General features: G+C 56.4%; 16 protein-coding genes. 9 read left to right on the top strand and 7 right to left on the bottom strand.

Features of this window, described 5'->3' with window-relative positions; genetic code table 11:
• Positions 1 to 38 precede the first annotated feature (38 nt).
• On the top strand, positions 39 to 857 hold the full coding sequence (locus V6942_RS06160) for a pyridoxal phosphatase (RefSeq protein WP_333500949.1): 819 nt from the start codon (positions 39 to 41) through the stop codon (positions 855 to 857).
• On the opposite strand, the gene modC is transcribed toward V6942_RS06160, so the two are convergent.
• The 4 genes from modC to V6942_RS06180 form a co-directional block, all read right to left on the bottom strand.
• Positions 858 to 1,916: a molybdenum ABC transporter ATP-binding protein ModC gene (modC, locus tag V6942_RS06165; RefSeq protein WP_333500950.1), complete on the bottom strand. Its 1,059-nt coding sequence runs from the start codon at positions 1,914 to 1,916 to the stop codon at positions 858 to 860.
• A 3-nt stretch (positions 1,917 to 1,919) separates the two neighbouring features.
• Positions 1,920 to 2,609, bottom strand: coding sequence for a molybdate ABC transporter permease subunit (gene modB / locus V6942_RS06170; RefSeq protein WP_333500951.1), 690 nt, complete (start codon positions 2,607 to 2,609; stop codon positions 1,920 to 1,922).
• Positions 2,609 to 3,382, bottom strand: coding sequence for a molybdate ABC transporter substrate-binding protein (modA, locus tag V6942_RS06175; RefSeq protein WP_106924619.1), 774 nt, complete (start codon positions 3,380 to 3,382; stop codon positions 2,609 to 2,611). The genes modB and modA overlap by 1 nt, the downstream gene beginning before the upstream one ends.
• A gap of 176 nt (positions 3,383 to 3,558) precedes the next feature.
• Positions 3,559 to 3,708, bottom strand: a complete 150-nt coding sequence (locus tag V6942_RS06180; RefSeq protein WP_072129149.1) for an AcrZ family multidrug efflux pump-associated protein — start codon at positions 3,706 to 3,708, stop codon at positions 3,559 to 3,561.
• A 130-nt stretch (positions 3,709 to 3,838) separates the two neighbouring features.
• On the opposite strand from V6942_RS06180, the gene modE reads away from it, so the two are divergent.
• From modE to gpmA, 7 genes are all read left to right on the top strand, one after another.
• The gene (modE, locus tag V6942_RS06185; RefSeq protein ID WP_106924620.1) at positions 3,839 to 4,627 is read left to right on the top strand and encodes a molybdenum-dependent transcriptional regulator; all 789 of its coding nucleotides are present in this window, start codon (positions 3,839 to 3,841) and stop codon (positions 4,625 to 4,627) included.
• A gap of 67 nt (positions 4,628 to 4,694) precedes the next feature.
• Positions 4,695 to 6,164 carry a molybdate ABC transporter ATP-binding protein ModF gene (gene modF / locus V6942_RS06190; RefSeq protein WP_333500952.1) on the top strand — a complete coding sequence of 490 codons (1,470 nt, stop codon included), beginning with the start codon at positions 4,695 to 4,697 and terminating at the stop codon, positions 6,162 to 6,164.
• Between the two features lie 261 nt (positions 6,165 to 6,425).
• Positions 6,426 to 7,442 (top strand): UDP-glucose 4-epimerase GalE, encoded by a 1,017-nt coding sequence (galE, locus tag V6942_RS06195; RefSeq protein WP_106924622.1) that lies wholly within the window; start codon positions 6,426 to 6,428, stop codon positions 7,440 to 7,442.
• Between the two features lie 10 nt (positions 7,443 to 7,452).
• Positions 7,453 to 8,499 carry a galactose-1-phosphate uridylyltransferase gene (galT, locus tag V6942_RS06200; protein WP_106924623.1) on the top strand — a complete coding sequence of 349 codons (1,047 nt, stop codon included), beginning with the start codon at positions 7,453 to 7,455 and terminating at the stop codon, positions 8,497 to 8,499.
• Positions 8,500 to 8,501: 2 nt separating this feature from the next.
• Positions 8,502 to 9,650 (top strand): galactokinase, encoded by a 1,149-nt coding sequence (gene galK / locus V6942_RS06205; RefSeq protein WP_106924624.1) that lies wholly within the window; start codon positions 8,502 to 8,504, stop codon positions 9,648 to 9,650.
• Positions 9,644 to 10,684, top strand: a complete 1,041-nt coding sequence (gene galM, locus V6942_RS06210; protein ID WP_106924625.1) for a galactose-1-epimerase — start codon at positions 9,644 to 9,646, stop codon at positions 10,682 to 10,684. The genes galK and galM overlap by 7 nt, the downstream gene beginning before the upstream one ends.
• A 250-nt stretch (positions 10,685 to 10,934) precedes the next feature.
• A complete protein-coding gene (gpmA, locus tag V6942_RS06215) occupies positions 10,935 to 11,687 on the top strand; it encodes a 2,3-diphosphoglycerate-dependent phosphoglycerate mutase (protein WP_035892201.1) in 753 nt (250 codons plus the stop codon).
• 114 nt (positions 11,688 to 11,801) lie between these two features.
• Here the strand turns inward: gpmA and aroG are convergent, their stop codons facing one another.
• The gene (gene aroG, locus V6942_RS06220) at positions 11,802 to 12,854 is read right to left on the bottom strand and encodes a 3-deoxy-7-phosphoheptulonate synthase AroG (protein ID WP_106924628.1); all 1,053 of its coding nucleotides are present in this window, start codon (positions 12,852 to 12,854) and stop codon (positions 11,802 to 11,804) included.
• A gap of 332 nt (positions 12,855 to 13,186) precedes the next feature.
• Here aroG and zitB point away from each other — a divergent pair, with 332 nt between their 5' ends.
• Positions 13,187 to 14,131 carry a CDF family zinc transporter ZitB gene (gene zitB / locus V6942_RS06225; protein WP_106924629.1) on the top strand — a complete coding sequence of 315 codons (945 nt, stop codon included), beginning with the start codon at positions 13,187 to 13,189 and terminating at the stop codon, positions 14,129 to 14,131.
• On the opposite strand, the gene pnuC is transcribed toward zitB, so the two are convergent.
• Together pnuC and nadA are read right to left on the bottom strand one after the other, a co-directional pair.
• Positions 14,128 to 14,847, bottom strand: a complete 720-nt coding sequence (gene pnuC, locus V6942_RS06230; protein ID WP_106924630.1) for a nicotinamide riboside transporter PnuC — start codon at positions 14,845 to 14,847, stop codon at positions 14,128 to 14,130. The two genes, zitB and pnuC, sit on opposite strands and share 4 nt — an antisense overlap.
• Positions 14,848 to 14,871: 24 nt before the next feature.
• Positions 14,872 to 15,915 carry a quinolinate synthase NadA gene (gene nadA, locus V6942_RS06235; RefSeq protein WP_333500954.1) on the bottom strand — a complete coding sequence of 348 codons (1,044 nt, stop codon included), beginning with the start codon at positions 15,913 to 15,915 and terminating at the stop codon, positions 14,872 to 14,874.
• Positions 15,916 to 16,274 lie beyond the last annotated feature (359 nt).

Consider the following 16,274-nt stretch of genomic DNA (forward strand, 5'->3'; position numbering starts at 1 on the left):
CTGCACAGCAAATTTTCTCTTTAACGCGAGACAACATTATGACTGCACGTGTGATTGCCCTGGATCTGGACGGAACGCTCCTGACACCAAAGAAAACCTTACTGCCCTCTTCGCTGGAGGCGCTGAATCGCGCCAAAGCGGCAGGCTATCATTTAATGATCGTCACCGGTCGTCATCACGTTGCCATTCATCCTTTTTATCAGGCACTGGCGCTGGATACACCTGCAATTTGTTGTAATGGCACTTACTTGTATGATTATCAAGCGAAAAAAGTACTGGATGCCGATCCTATGCCGGTTGATAAAGCCCAGCAGCTGATCGCTTTGCTTGATGAAAACAAGGTGCATGGCCTGATGTACGTCGACGATACCATGATGTACCAGTACCCAACCGGCCATGTGGTGCGAACCAGCAACTGGGCGCAGAGCTTGCCGGAGGCGCAGCGCCCGTCGTTTACCCAGGTCGACTCGCTGGCACAGGCGGCACGCGAGGTAAAAAACGTCTGGAAGTTTGCCCTGACCGATGAAGATGGCGAAAAACTGCAAAACTTTGCCAAGCACGTTGAACAGACGCTACAGCTGGAATGCGAGTGGTCGTGGCACGATCAGGTCGATATTGCGCGCCAGGGTAACAGCAAAGGTAACCGTCTGACGCAGTTCATCACCGCACAGGGCTGGTCGATGCGCGACGTGGTGGCCTTCGGCGATAACTTTAACGACATCAGTATGCTTGAAGCGGCCGGCACCGGCGTAGCGATGGGCAACGCGGATGACGCGGTGAAGGCGCGCGCTAACGTGGTGATCGGTGACAACACCACTGATGCTATCGCCGACTATATCAATACCCACCTGCTGTAATCAGGCGGTAATCGATACGCTCTTCACCTGCGCATAGAGCCACTGGCCTGGCTTCACCGCCAGGTCATCGCGGGCCCACGGGCTAATGCGCGCCCACAGCGTGCGGCCGCTGACGTCCAGCTGCACTTCGACCTGACCGTTGTCGTCATAGCACTGCTGGACTTTCGCATGCAGTACGTTGCGAATACTGGTGTGCGGCGAAGGCTGTAGCACCAGCGACACATCGGTTGCCTGAATACGCACGCGAACGGCGTTCTGCAGCGGCTTGTCGAGTTTATTCACCCAGATGTGCTGATCGCCCAGCGCCAGCGCCGTCATCGCGTAGTGCGGATGGTGTTCCAGCACCGTCACGCGCAGAATGCTGCTCTGCTGATCCTGCGGCAGCCACGGATGCATTACGCTGCTGCCCCACACCTCTTCCAGATTGCCAAACGCCTTCACCTTGCCGCCTTCCAGCACCAGCACCTTATCGGCCAGGTGCAAAATTTCATCCAGCGAGTGGCTGACGTAGAGCATCGGTATATTGATCTCTCGCGCCAGACGCTGAAGATACGGCAGCAGCTCGCGCTTGCGCGGGATATCCAGCGAGGCCAGCGGCTCATCGAGCAACAGCAGCTCCGGCGCGGTCAGCAGCGCACGGCCAATCGCCACGCGCTGTTTTTCGCCGCCGGACAGGCTGCCCGGCAGCCGGTCGAGCAACGGCTCAATACCGAGCAACGAGACCAGCTTATCGAACTGCTCAGCCATGCTTTTTGCCATCCCATAGCGCAGATTGCCGCATACCTTGTAATGCGGGAACAGGCGCGCATCCTGGAACACATAGCCGATGCGTCGTTTCTCCGGCGCCAGGCAAATTCCCTGTTCAGCATCATTCAGCACGCGGTCGTTGAGCACAATGCGCCCTTGCTGCGGCGTCGTCAGCCCGCTGATGGCGTTAATCAGGGAGGTTTTTCCCGCGCCCGAGACGCCGAAAACGGCGGTAATGCCGGAAGCCGGCAGCGATTCATTGATCTCCAGACAGTGCGTGCCCAGCGTCTGGCTAAAATTCAGCTCCAGCATGATTTACGCCCCCATCCTGCGGCGGCTAATGCCTGCCAGCCATTCGGAAATCATCAGGGAAACCAGCGCCAGTACGATAGAAATCAGACACAGACGCGCCGCAGCGCTTTCGCCGCCGGGGGTCTGAATCAGGGTATACATGGCCGAAGGAATGGTGCGTGTTTCGCCGGGAATATTCGACACAAAGGTGATCGTGGCACCAAACTCGCCGAGCGAGCGGGCAAACGCCAGTACGGTACCGACAATAATCCCCGGCAGCATCAACGGCAGTGTAATGGTACCAAATACCCGCCAGCGCCCCGCCCCTAAGGTGCGAGCCGCCTGTTCAAGCTTAACGTCGACGTTTTCCAGCGCCAGACGGATCGCCCTGACCATCAGCGGGAACGACATCACCGCCGCCGCAATCACCGCGCCGCGCCAGCTAAAAGCGAAGGTCAGGCCAAACCAGTCATACAACCAGCTACCGATAAAGCCTCGGCGGCCCATCGCTACCAGCAAAAGATACCCCACAACCACCGGCGGGAGCACCAGCGGGAGGTGAAGAAGCCCGTCGAGCAGGGCTTTTCCGGGGAAGTTGCGCCGTACCAACAGCCAGGCAAAAAAAACCCCAAACGGCAGGCTAAATACCACAGCCAGGGAAGATACTTTCAGGCTCAGCATTACCGCCTGCCATTCGGGATCGGTCAATATCATTAGCGAGTCGTAAATCCGTAATGTTTAAAAATCTCAGACGCCTGCGGGCCTTTCAGATAATCATAGAACGCCGAGACGGTGGCATTTTTATGGCCATCGATAATGGCAATCGGGTATTCCACTTTCTGATGAGAGTCTTCCGGGAACGTGCCGACAACTTTAACACCTTTGCTGGCGACCGCGTCAGAACCGTACACAATACCCAACGGTGCTTCGTTGCGTTCCACCAGCGCCAGCGCGCCACGCACGTCTTCTGCCGGGGCCAGTTTCGACGACAGCGTTTCCCATGCGCCCAGCTTCTGCAGCGCTTCTTTCGCGTAGATGCCTGCCGGTACGTGATCCGGATCGCCTACCGCTAGACGGCCGCCTTTCAGCAGGCTGGTCCAGTTGGTTTTTGCATCGACAGTAATATCGCTCTGCTCGCTGGCCTTCGGCGCAACAACGACCAGGCTGTTGCCCAGCAGCGTTTCACGTGTCGCAGTATCAATCGCTTTTTTATCCACCGCATAGTCCATCCACTTCTGGTCAGCGGAGATAAACAGGTCTGCCGGCGCGCCGGCTTCAATCTGGCGAGCCAGCGTTGAGGAAGACGCAAAAGAGGAGACCACGTCTACGTTTTTCTCTTTCTTATAGGCCTTCGCAATATCCTGCATCGCATTCGTCAACGACGCCGCGGCGAAAACGGTAATCTTCGCGTCATCCGCCAGCGCGTGACCCACAACAGAAAGCGATAATGTCGCCCCTGCAAACAAGCGTAACCATGAACCTGCCATTTGAAACTCCTGTAAATGTCGTTATATAAAGTAAAATACAGCGAAGAGTATAGGGGTTTTCTGACATTAATGCATTACAGATACATCAACGATCGCAGCGTACAGGACTGATTATCGGCACAAAGGTGGGGAACTTGATAGCAAAACGCCCGGCGGAACCGGGCGTTTTTGAGGAATCAGTGGTTTTGCTGGCTTCTGTCTTTATGACCAACACCGGAGAAGATGTTGAACACTTCACCCAGACCGTAAATTAACCCCAGGATGATAGCCATCACTACGGGTACCATGATTACGGCAAATACCAGACTTTTCAACAGCTCTAACATGGTTTACTCCATACAATGTGATGCCGCTATTGTAACCGGATAACGCAGAAAAACACGCCCTTTTGTGCGGTGAGCTTTGCGCAGGCTAACATTTGGGTCAGAATACCCTTTTTGACTCCAGGACACTGTTATGCAGGCTGAAATCCTTCTGACCCTTAAGCTCCAGCAGCGCCTGTTTGCCGATCCGCGCCGCATCTCGCTCCTCAAACAAATAGCACAGACCGGCTCAATCAGCCAGGGGGCCAAAAACGCCGGCATCAGCTACAAGAGCGCATGGGATGCCATTAACGAAATGAATCAGCTCAGCGAGCAGTCGCTGGTCGACCGCGCAACCGGCGGCAAAGGCGGCGGCGGCGCGGTGCTCACCCGCTACGGTCAGCGTCTGATTCAGCTCTACGATCTGCTGGCGCAAATTCAACAAAAAGCCTTTGATGTGCTGAGTGACGACGATGCGCTGCCGCTCGACAGCCTGCTGGCGGCTATCTCTCGCTTCTCGCTGCAAACCAGCGCTCGCAATCAGTGGTTTGGTACGGTCACCCGCCGTGACCACCAGCAGGTACAACAGCATGTCGATATTTTACTGGCTGATGGCACAACCCGTCTCAAGGTGGCGATTACCGCACAAAGCGGCGAGCGCCTGGGGCTCGATGAAGGTCAGGAAGTGCTGGTGCTGCTGAAAGCGCCGTGGGTCAACGTCACTCGCGATCCCGCACTCGCCGCTGCCGCTGACAACCAGCTCGCCTGCCGTATTAGCCACATTCAGCGCGGCGCAGAGCAGTGCGAAGTTCTGATGGCGCTGCCCGACGGGCAAACCCTGTGCGCCACGCTGCCGCTTCAGGATGCCGAAACGCTGGAAGAAGGGAGCGATGTCACAGCATACTTCAATGCCGATCGCATCATTCTTGCTACGTTGTGCTGATGGCATTGACTTTGCGCTGAGGAAGACGTATCCCTGATGCATAACGCTGCAAAAAACGGGATACATAATGTCATCATTGCAAATTTCGCAAGGCACGTTTCGTCTTAGCGACACCAAAACGCTCCATATTGACCAGCTGACGCTGCGCGCTGGCGAAAGCTGGGCTTTCGTCGGCAGCAACGGGAGCGGAAAATCAGCGCTGGCCCGCGCGCTGGCGGGGGAGCTGCCGTTGCTGTCCGGCAGCCGGACGTGCGGCTTCAGTCGCATCACCCGCCTCTCCTTCGAGCAGCTACAAAAACTGGTCAGCGACGAATGGCAGCGTAACAACACCGACATGCTCAGCGCCGACGAAGACGACACCGGACGCACCGCCGCACAAATTATTCAGGATGAGGTCAAGGACGCTGCGCGATGCGCGCAGCTGGCCGCCCAATTCGGCATTGACCACCTGCTGGACAGACGCTTTAAATACCTCTCTACCGGCGAAACTCGCAAAACCCTGCTCTGCCAGGCGCTGATGGCACAGCCCGACCTGCTGATCCTTGATGAACCGTTTGATGGTCTCGACGTTGCCTCACGCCGTCAGTTGGCCGATCATCTGGCCACGCTTTACCAGTCAGGCTATACCCTGGTGCTGGTGCTCAACCGCTTTGATGATATTCCGGACTTCGTGCCCTTTGCTGGCGTGCTCGCCGACTGTACGCTGAGCGACATGGGCGAGAAAAAAACGCTGCTTGAACAAACGCTGGTTGCCCAGCTGGCCCACAGCGAGAAGCTCGCCGGGATGACGCTGCCCGAACCGGACGCCCCCTCGGCCCGCCTTTCCTTACCCGACGACCAGCCACGTATCGTGCTGCGCGACGGCGTGGTGTCGTATAACGATCGACCGATCATTAACCACCTGAGCTGGACGGTATCACCCGGCGAGCACTGGCAGATTGTCGGGCCTAATGGCGCCGGCAAATCGACGCTGCTAAGCCTTGTCACCGGCGATCATCCGCAGGGCTACAGCAACGATCTTACGCTGTTCGGCCGTCGCCGCGGCAGCGGCGAAACCATCTGGGATATCAAAAAGCATATCGGCTATGTCAGCAGTAGCCTGCACCTTGACTACCGCGTCAGCACGACGGTACGCAACGTGATCCTTTCCGGCTATTTTGATTCCATTGGCATTTATCAGGCCGTTTCTGATAAGCAGCGTAAACAGGTGGACGAATGGCTGGCGATACTCGGCATGAACGCGCGTACCGCCGACGCGCCGTTCCACAGCCTCTCCTGGGGCCAGCAGCGGCTGGCGCTGATTGTTCGCACGTTGGTTAAGCATCCTACGCTGCTCATTCTTGACGAGCCGTTGCAGGGGCTGGACCCGCTCAATCGTCAGGTGGTGCGCCGTTTTATCGACGTGTTGATAAGTGAGGGAAAAACCCAACTGCTGTTTGTCTCGCATCATGCGGAAGACGCGCCGGAGTGTATTACCCACCGGTTGGCGTTTGTCGCCGACGGTGACGGCTATCGCTACGAGGTCGGCCCGCTGTAATCGCGTTTGTCCGGGTTACGGCGTGCTACGCGTAGCCCGGACAAACACCGCTCTGCAGAGAATAATCCGTTCTCAAATAAGGTCCTTTTTCAGATTTTTTTCACATGAACAAGTTACCCTTTTGATTTAAAATCATTTTTATTCGATTCCCTGTTTAACGTATTGCTGTGTAAACGATACCACTAATTTAGCCCATGTCACACTTTTAGCCGTTCTGTTATGCTAAGGTTATTCCATGCCATAAGCTTAACGGAGCTAAAAATGAAAGTATTGGTTACAGGTGGTAGCGGTTACATTGGAAGCCACACGTGCGTACAGCTGCTGCAGCAGGGTCATGAAGTGGTGATTCTCGACAACCTGTGCAACAGCAAACGTAGCGTTTTGCCCGTCATTACCCGCCTGGGCGGCAAAGCCCCATCGTTCGTCGAAGGCGATATCCGTGACGAAGCGCTGATGACCGAGATCCTCCGCGATCGCGCCATTGATGCGGTGATCCACTTCGCGGGCCTGAAGGCCGTCGGTGAATCAGTGCAAAAGCCGCTGGAGTACTACGACAACAACGTTAACGGCACCCTGCGTTTAATCAGCGCAATGCGCGCCGCGAACGTTAAAAACTTCATTTTCAGCTCCTCCGCGACCGTCTACGGCGACCAGCCGAAAATCCCTTATGTTGAAAGCTTCCCGACCGGTACACCGCAAAGCCCATACGGCAAAAGTAAGCTGATGGTTGAACAGATCCTGACCGACCTGCAAAAAGCGCAGCCGGACTGGAGCATTGCGCTGCTGCGCTACTTCAACCCGGTGGGTGCGCATCAGTCTGGCGATATGGGCGAAGATCCGCAGGGCATTCCGAACAACCTGATGCCGTACATTGCGCAGGTGGCGGTAGGCCGTCGTGAATCGCTGGCCATTTTCGGTAACGACTACCCGACGCCTGACGGCACCGGCGTGCGCGATTACATCCACGTCATGGACCTCGCCGACGGCCACGTTGCGGCGATGGAAAAGCTGGCCAACAAAGCCGGCGTGCATATCTACAACCTTGGTGCAGGCGTCGGCAGCAGCGTGCTTGACGTGGTTAACGCGTTCAGCAAAGCCTGCGGCAAACCCATTAACTACCACTTCGCTCCCCGTCGTGACGGCGACCTCCCGGCCTACTGGGCCGATGCAAGCAAAGCCGACCAGGAGCTGAACTGGCGTGTCACCCGTAACCTTGATGAAATGGCGCAGGACACCTGGCACTGGCAGTCCCGCCATCCTCAGGGATATCCCGATTAAGGATTGTGAAATGACGCAATTTAACCCCGTCGACCATCCGCATCGCCGCTTTAATCCGTTAACCGGCCAGTGGATCCTCGTGTCACCGCATCGTGCAAAGCGCCCCTGGCAGGGGGCGCAAGAGACACCGTCAAAACAGACGCTGCCCGCACACGATCCGGACTGCTTTTTGTGCCCGGGAAATACCCGGGTGACGGGCGATAAGAACCCGGACTACACCAGCACCTACGTCTTCACTAACGATTTTGCCGCGCTGATGGTCGATACACCGGATGCACCGGAAAGCAACGATCCGTTAATGCGCTGCCAGAGCGCACGCGGTACCAGCCGGGTGATTTGCTTCTCCCCTGACCACAGCAAAACGCTGCCGGAGCTGAGCCTCAGCGCCCTGCAGTCGGTGGTTAAAACCTGGCAGGAGCAGACTGCAGAATTGGGTCAGCGCTATCCGTGGGTTCAGGTGTTTGAAAATAAAGGCGCGGCGATGGGCTGTTCTAACCCGCATCCACATGGCCAGGTCTGGGCAAACAGTTTTCTGCCCAACGAAATTGAGCGTGAAGATCGCCTGATGCGCGACTATTACGCTGAACAGCGGTCGCCGATGCTGGTGGATTACGTTAACCGCGAGCTGGCCGATGGCAGCCGCACGGTGGTTGAAACCGAACACTGGCTGGCGGTTGTTCCCTACTGGGCGGCCTGGCCGTTCGAAACGCTGCTGCTGCCAAAAACGCACGTACTGCGCATTACCGACTTAACCGACGCCCAGCGCGAAGACCTGGCGCTGGCGTTGAAAAAACTGACCAGCCGCTACGATAACCTCTTCCAGTGCTCCTTCCCCTATTCGATGGGCTGGCACGGCGCGCCGTTCAACGGAGAAGATAACGCTCACTGGCAGCTGCATGCGCACTTCTATCCGCCGCTGCTGCGCTCGGCCACCGTGCGCAAATTTATGGTCGGGTATGAAATGCTGGCAGAGACCCAGCGCGACCTGACGGCAGAACAAGCGGCCGAGCGTCTGCGCGCGGTCAGCGACATCCACTTTCGCGAGTCCGGAGAATAACAATGAGTCTGAAAGAAAGAACACAAGCCCTGTTTGCTGAAAAATTCGGCTACCCTGCCACCCACGTCATCCAGGCTCCGGGCCGCGTTAACCTGATTGGTGAACACACCGACTACAACGACGGCTTTGTACTGCCGTGCGCCATTGATTATCAAACCGTTATCAGCTGCTCACCGCGTGAAGACCGTACGGTGCGCGTGATCGCCGCCGACTACGACAACGAAAGCGATACCTTTTCCCTCGATGCGCCGATCGTCAGCCACGAAACTCAGCAGTGGTCCAACTACGTTCGTGGCGTCGTCAAGCATCTGCAAAAACGTGATAACGCCTTTGGCGGGGCGGATCTGGTCATCAGCGGCAACGTGCCGCAGGGGGCGGGTTTAAGCTCCTCCGCCTCGCTGGAAGTGGCGGTCGGTACCGTTTTCCAGCAGCTTTACCATCTGCCGCTCGACGGCGCTCAGATTGCGCTCAACGGCCAGGAAGCCGAAAACCAGTTTGTGGGCTGTAACTGCGGCATTATGGATCAGCTGATTTCGGCGCTGGGCAAAAAAGACCACGCGCTGCTGATCGACTGCCGGACGCTGGGCACAAAAGCGGTCTCGATGCCTGAAGGCGTCGCCGTCGTGATTATCAACAGCAACTTCAAGCGCACTCTGGTTGGCAGTGAATACAACACCCGTCGCGAACAGTGCGAAACCGGCGCGCGTTTCTTCCAGCGCGCGGCTCTGCGTGACGTCACCGTCGACGAATTTAATGCTGTGGCCCACGAGCTGGACCCGGTGGTGGCCAAACGCGTACGCCATGTCCTGACCGAAAATGCCCGCACCGTGGAAGCGGCGGCCGCGCTGGAGAAAGGCGACCTGCTGCGTATGGGCCAACTTATGGCCGAATCACACGCCTCAATGCGCGATGACTTTGAAATCACCGTACCGCAGATTGATACCCTGGTGGATATCGTCAAAGCGACCGTCGGCGAGCAGGGCGGCGTGCGTATGACCGGTGGCGGCTTCGGCGGCTGCATCGTTGCGCTGATTCCAGAAACGCTGGTTCCGGCGGTGAAACAAGCGGTAGCGGAACAGTACGAAGCGAAAACGGGCATCAAGGAAACCTTCTATGTTTGCAAACCGTCGCAAGGAGCTGGCCAGTGCTAACTGAAACTCCCGAGCTGGCCGCTGACGGCCAACCGTACCGTCTGATCACCTTACGCAATGCCAACGGCGTTGTCGTGACCCTGATGGATTGGGGCGCCACGCTGCTGTCGGCGCGTATTCCGCTTAGCGACGGCAGCGTGCGTGAAGCGTTGCTGGGCTGCGCTTCGCCAGCGCAGTACCCACAGCAGGCGGCGTTTCTCGGCGCGTCTATTGGCCGCTACGCCAACCGCATCGCCAACAGCCGCTTCACGCTCGATGGACAGACGGTAGACGTCGCGCCAAGCCAGGGAGAGCACCAGCTGCACGGCGGACCGGAAGGCTTTGATAAGCGACGCTGGTTAGTGACCACCCAGAACGCGACGGAAGCGGTCTTTACCCTGACCTCGCCAGACGGCGACCAGGGTTTCCCCGGCGAATTGCAGGCTACCGCAATCTACCGCCTGACCGAAGACAACCGCATCTCTATTGAATACCGCGCTAAGGTTGATAAGGCCTGCCCGGTGAACCTGACTAACCACGTTTACTTTAACCTTGACGGCGCGCAGACCGACGTGCGCAACCACACCCTGCAGCTGCTGGCAGATGACTATCTGCCGGTGGACGCCAGCGGGATCCCGCACGAAGGGCTGAAAGCGGTAGCAGGCACCGGCTTCGACTTCCGTGAGCCGAAGACCGTCGCACAGGACTTCTTGCGCGATGACGATCAGAAAAAGGTGAATGGTTACGATCACGCCTTCCTGCTACAGGCCAACGGCGACGCCAGCCAAGTGGTTGCCAACGTCTGGTCGCAAGACAAAAAGCTGCAGATGGCGGTCTACACCTCGGCGCCCGCAATCCAGTTCTACTCGGGCAACTTCCTCGACGGTACCCTTTCCCGCACCGCGCAACCTTATGCCGCATGGCAGGGGCTGGCGCTGGAAAGCGAATTTCTGCCGGACAGCCCTAACCATCCGGAATGGCCGCAGCCGGACTGCGTTTTACGGCCGGGCAACGAGTACGTTAGCCTGACCGAATATCAGTTTATTGCCCTGTAGTGACCGATGTTACCCGCCCGGCCGAGCGAAGCGACGCCGGGCTATTCTCTCCCCTGCGGCATCTCGCCGATCTTTTAAGCATATCGCTGAAAATAACGTCACGAACAGACAAAATAATAACGCTGAGTTCACATGCATCTTACACTGGGGCACTATTTTCGCTATGGTTATGCATAAGCGTTGCTGGCGAGGCGATCGCGGCAATATAATGAGAATTGTTATCATTCAATAAAGCTTGAGGAGTGAGAGTATGGCTGTAACTAAGCTGGTACTGGTTCGTCACGGTGAAAGTCAGTGGAACAACGAAAACCGTTTCACCGGTTGGTACGACGTTGATCTGTCTGAGAAAGGCGTTAGCGAAGCAAAAGCAGCAGGCAAACTGCTGAAGGCTGAAGGCTTCAGCTTCGACTTTGCTTATACCTCTGTGCTGAAACGTGCCATCCACACGCTGTGGAACGTTCTGGATGAACTGGATCAGGCCTGGCTGCCGGTTGAGAAATCCTGGAAACTGAACGAGCGCCACTACGGCGCGCTGCAGGGTCTGAACAAAGCCGAAACCGCAGAAAAATACGGTGACGAGCAGGTTAAGCAGTGGCGCCGCGGTTTCGCGGTCACCCCGCCAGAGCTGACGAAAGACGACGAGCGCTATCCGGGCCACGACCCGCGTTACGCTAAGCTGACCGATAAAGAGCTGCCGACCACCGAGAGCCTGGCGCTGACCATTGAGCGCGTGGTGCCTTACTGGAACGAAACCATTCTGCCGCGCCTGAAAAGCGGCGAGCGCGTAATCATCGCTGCGCACGGTAACTCCCTGCGTGCGCTGGTCAAATACCTCGACAACATGGGCGAAGATGAAATTCTTGAGCTGAACATCCCGACCGGCGTTCCGCTGGTGTACGAGTTCGACGAAAACTTCAAGCCTATCAAACACTACTATCTGGGCAATGCGGATGAAATCGCCGCGAAAGCCGCTGCGGTAGCAAACCAGGGTAAAGCGAAGTAATTTTCGACCGGGCTGTTTAAACGAAAAAAGCGTGGAATGCTCCACGCTTTTTTATTGCCGGAGGGCGACGTTGCCTTATCCGGCCTACCGAGCGAGAATCGCCCGGATGCGTTTTTACCCGCGACGCGCTTTTACCGCATTCGCCAGCTGACGCAGAAGGGTGTCGGTATCTTCCCAGTTAATGCAGGCATCGGTGATGCTTTTCCCGTACACCAGCGGCTCGCCGCTATCCGGGTTTTGGTTGCCTTCCACCAGATGACTTTCAATCATCACGCCCATAATTGCTTTCTCGCCGCTGGCAATCTGCTGGCAGACGTCCGCGCCCACTTCCATCTGCTTTTTGAACTGCTTGCAGGAGTTGGCATGGCTGAAGTCGATCATTATTTGCGCCGGCAGGCCCGCTTTCTCGAGCCCATCTTTCACCGCCGCCACGTGGGAAGCACTGTAGTTCGGCGCTTTACCGCCGCGCAGAATGATATGGCAATCGCCATTGCCGCTGGTGTTAACGATAGCGGAGTGGCCCCATTTGGTGACTGACAGGAAACAGTGGGCCGCGCCCGCTGCGTTAATCGCATCGATGGCGACTTTAATGGTGCCATCGGTGCCGTTTTTAAAACCGACCGGGCAAGACAGGCCAGAGGCCAGTTCACGGTGTACCTGAGATTCCGTGGTGCGTGCGCCGATAGCGCCCCAGCTCATCAGGTCGGCCAGGTACTGCGGGGTGATCATGTCCAGGAACTCGCCCGCCGCCGGCAGGCCGGTATCGTTGATGTCCAGCAGCAGCTTACGGGCAATGCGCAGGCCATCGTTAATCTGGAAGCTGTTGTCCATATGCGGATCGTTAATCAGCCCTTTCCAGCCCACGGTAGTGCGCGGTTTTTCAAAATACACGCGCATGACGATTTCCAGCTCACCGTTAAGCTCTTCACGAAGTTTCAGCAGACGCTGGGCGTACTCTTTTGCCGCGACGGTATCGTGAATGGAGCACGGACCCACAACAACCAGCAGACGATCGTCTTCCCCTTTCAGGATCTGATGGATCGCTTTACGCGCATGAGACACGGTGTTCGCGGCGTTTTCGGTAGCGGGGAATTTTTCAAGGAGTGCGACTGGCGGAAGTAACTCGTTGATCTCTTTAATACGTAAATCGTCGTTCTGATAATTCATGACTGTTCCAGTGTTGCCATACTTATATAATTGAGTGCAATCCCTTCAATCTATATCCTCAGTCAAAAAGTGTAAACTGGATTTTACACTTTAACCGGATAATAGCTAAAAAAACCACGTTATTTAGAATTTAATAGCGAAATAACTTAATAAATAATCAATATCAGATATATAAACTCATAAACACCATAAAAACAATATAATTCAGTATCACTTCCGCCCCGTTGCACTATTTTCCCCCATCGCGTCAACGCACGTATTTTTGTGCGTAAAAAGCAAAGATCTGCAATGATGTCAGAGAGTCACATTCACAATACGGAAGGAAAAGCGTCATGGCGCACCGGCATGATTCACATTCTCACGCCACGCAGGATCGGGGCAACGCCCGGCGTTTACTGCTGGCCTTCGGCGTCACCGCCGGATTTATGATCGTAGAAGCTATCGGTGGGATGATTTCGGGGTCACTGGCCCTGTTAGCCGATGCCGGGCACATGCTCACCGACTCGGCCGCCCTGCTGTTTGCACTGCTGGCCGTTCACTTTGCCAGCCGGCCGCCAAGCATGCGCCACACTTTTGGCTGGCTGCGTCTGACCACTCTCGCCGCCTTCGTTAACGCCATCGCGCTGCTGTTTATTATTATTCTGATCGTCTGGGAAGCGGTGCAGCGCTTCACGCATCCGCAGCCGGTTGCCGGCGTAACCATGATGGTCATTGCCGTCGCCGGGCTGCTGGCAAATGTGCTGGCGTTCTGGATCCTGCATCGCGGCAGTGAAGAGAAAAACCTCAACGTACGTGCCGCAGCGCTGCACGTCATGGGCGACCTGCTGGGATCGGTCGGCGCGATTATTGCTGCCCTGGTGATCATGACCACCGGCTGGACGCCTATCGATCCGATCCTGTCCGTCCTGGTTTCCTGCCTGGTGCTACGCAGCGCGTGGACGCTGTTGAAAGAGAGCATGAATGAGCTGCTGGAAGGCGCACCGCAGTCAATTGACGTCGCCGCCCTCAAGCGCAACATGCGCCGTTCGCTGCCAGAGGTACGCGACGTTCACCACGTCCACGTCTGGCTAGTCGGTGAAAAACCGCTCATGACCCTGCACGTTCAGGTCGTACCGCCGCACGACCACGATGCGTTGCTCGACAGAATTCATCACTTCCTTGAGGAGCACTATCAGGTCGATCATGCGACGGTACAGATGGAGTATCAGCCCTGCAGCGGCCCGGAATGCCACCTTAACGAGGCGCAATCCGCACACGGGCATCATCACCACCATTAATGAGATAGCGCGCGAGAGCCACGCTCACGCGCGCTATTCATCCACATCCGACTGCCGTTAAGGGCAATGAAGGTCAGCAGCAGATACTCCAGCGCCATCGCATACACACCCTGGAGCGCGAAAATAGCCACGCTGATAACGTTGATCACCACCCAAAGCAACCAGTTCTCAACATATTTGCGGGTCATCAGCACCATCGCGGCAATTGAGAGCACCATCATGCACGAATCCCAGAACGGAAACGCATCCGGCTGCAGCGTGGGCATCACCACGTTCATACCCAGCCCCTGCATCACGTTAACGGCCACCTGCGTCAATACGGCAAAGACGGGATCGATATAGAGCGTCATCAATGCAATAGCAATCACGCACGCCGCCAGCCAGCCGAGCGCTTTAGGCAGCGGCAGCCAGCGAATCTGCAGCTCGGCTTCATGCTGACTGGTTTGCCGCGACCAGGCATACCAGCCGTAGAGGTTGGCGGCAAAGAAGAAAAGCTGCAGCAGCAGGCTGGCGTACAGCTGGATCTGGAAAAAGATAATCGCAAACAGCGTGACGTTGATAAGACCAAACAGATAGTTCACGATCTTCTCGAGGCTTGCCAGCCAGATACACAGCAGGCCAGCGACGGTACCTACGGCTTCAATCCACGACAGGTCGTAACCCCCTGCCCCCAGTGGGATATGGACCAGGATGTTCTGCGTGCTAAAAAAATCCATTTCAACTCCAGCGTGTTAGACAGTTTACCCTCGTAGTGTAGCCGCAAAATCAAGCATGCGGTTCAACGGAATCAGCGCCCCCTGGCGGAGAGACTCATCGACGTGAATTTCATGCGCCACACCGCCGTTTTCAAGGCTCTCCGCAATAGCTTTCAGGCCGTTCATCGCCATCCATGGGCAGTGCGCGCAGGTGCGGCAGGTCGCGCCTTCCCCGGCTGTCGGTGCTTCAAACAGCGCTTTATCCGGTACCGCCTGCTGCATTTTGTAGAAGATACCGCGGTCGGTCGCCACGATAAGCTGCTGGTTCGGCAGCGTTTTGGCTGCGTTGATCAGTTGGCTGGTCGACCCAACGGCGTCGGCCATGTCGACAATCGCCTGCGGCGATTCCGGGTGAACCAGTACCGCAGCCTGCGGATACAGCGCTTTCATACGGCTCAGCGCCTGGGTTTTAAACTCATCGTGAACAATACAGGCCCCCTGCCAGCACAACACGTCGGCACCGGTCTGTTTTTGCACGTAGCGGCCAAGGTGACGGTCCGGAGCCCAGATAATTTTCTCGCCCAGGCTATCGAGGTGTTCAATGAGTTCAACAGCAATACTTGAAGTAACGACCCAGTCAGCGCGCGCTTTTACCGCAGCGGAGGTATTGGCATAGACCACCACGGTGCGATCCGGATGTGCATCACAGAAGGCGTTGAACTCTTCAATCGGGCAGCCAAGATCCAGCGAACACTCTGCGTTGAGCGTTGGCATCAGGATGGTTTTTTCCGGGCTGAGGATTTTGGCCGTCTCTCCCATAAACCGCACGCCAGCAACCAGCAGCGTGGAAGCAGCATGCTTTGCACCAAAGCGCGCCATCTCCAGCGAATCGGAAATGCAGCCGCCGGTTTCTTCCGCCAGTTGCTGGATCTCTGGATCGGTATAGTAGTGCGCCACCATCACCGCGTTGCGCGCTTTGAGCAAGTGCTTAATTTTTTCACGATAAAATTGTTTTTCATCGCTGCTCAACGCCGTTGGTTTTGGCGGAAACGGGTAAATCGCTGCTTCAGGATCGAACATCACGCTCATCATGCTTCTCGTTTTACTGGCTTAACGAAATACGTGGTTTAAGATGTGGATTCACCATTACCACGGAAATATGTTTTATATGCTAAACAAGATAGCCGATTGCGGTGGAAAAGTCGTGGTGAATTTTGGGTCACTCTTCGGGAAATTTCGCTGTAGGCTGGATAAGCGAAGCGCCATCCGGCGGCCAGCGGCAGATTGCCGGATGGCGGCGTAAACGCCTTATCCGGACTACCGCTCGCCTGCACCTTAACTTACCCGTAAACGCTGGATAGCAAAAAGGCGCCTTTAGGGCGCCTTTTTACACTGGTGGGTCGTGCAGGATTCGAACCTGCGACCAATTGATTAAAAGTCAACTGCTC

It is taken from the genome of Kluyvera genomosp. 2, from assembly GCF_036759865.1.
GTDB lineage: Bacteria > Pseudomonadota > Gammaproteobacteria > Enterobacterales > Enterobacteriaceae > Kluyvera > Kluyvera ascorbata_B.

Coding starts and splice junctions, on each gene's coding strand:
- galT (WP_106924623.1), top strand. CDS start 7,453: ATGACGCAATTTAACCCCGTCGACCATCCGCATCGCCGCTTTAATCCG.
- gpmA (WP_035892201.1), top strand. CDS start 10,935: ATGGCTGTAACTAAGCTGGTACTGGTTCGTCACGGTGAAAGTCAGTGG.
- modF (WP_333500952.1), top strand. CDS start 4,695: ATGTCATCATTGCAAATTTCGCAAGGCACGTTTCGTCTTAGCGACACC.
- galE (WP_106924622.1), top strand. CDS start 6,426: ATGAAAGTATTGGTTACAGGTGGTAGCGGTTACATTGGAAGCCACACG.
- modC (WP_333500950.1), bottom strand. CDS start 1,916: ATGCTGGAGCTGAATTTTAGCCAGACGCTGGGCACGCACTGTCTGGAG.
- modA (WP_106924619.1), bottom strand. CDS start 3,382: ATGGCAGGTTCATGGTTACGCTTGTTTGCAGGGGCGACATTATCGCTT.
- V6942_RS06180 (WP_072129149.1), bottom strand. CDS start 3,708: ATGTTAGAGCTGTTGAAAAGTCTGGTATTTGCCGTAATCATGGTACCC.
- pnuC (WP_106924630.1), bottom strand. CDS start 14,847: ATGGATTTTTTTAGCACGCAGAACATCCTGGTCCATATCCCACTGGGG.
- modE (WP_106924620.1), top strand. CDS start 3,839: ATGCAGGCTGAAATCCTTCTGACCCTTAAGCTCCAGCAGCGCCTGTTT.
- zitB (WP_106924629.1), top strand. CDS start 13,187: ATGGCGCACCGGCATGATTCACATTCTCACGCCACGCAGGATCGGGGC.
- modB (WP_333500951.1), bottom strand. CDS start 2,609: ATGATATTGACCGATCCCGAATGGCAGGCGGTAATGCTGAGCCTGAAA.
- galK (WP_106924624.1), top strand. CDS start 8,502: ATGAGTCTGAAAGAAAGAACACAAGCCCTGTTTGCTGAAAAATTCGGC.
- V6942_RS06160 (WP_333500949.1), top strand. CDS start 39: ATGACTGCACGTGTGATTGCCCTGGATCTGGACGGAACGCTCCTGACA.
- aroG (WP_106924628.1), bottom strand. CDS start 12,854: ATGAATTATCAGAACGACGATTTACGTATTAAAGAGATCAACGAGTTA.
- nadA (WP_333500954.1), bottom strand. CDS start 15,915: ATGAGCGTGATGTTCGATCCTGAAGCAGCGATTTACCCGTTTCCGCCA.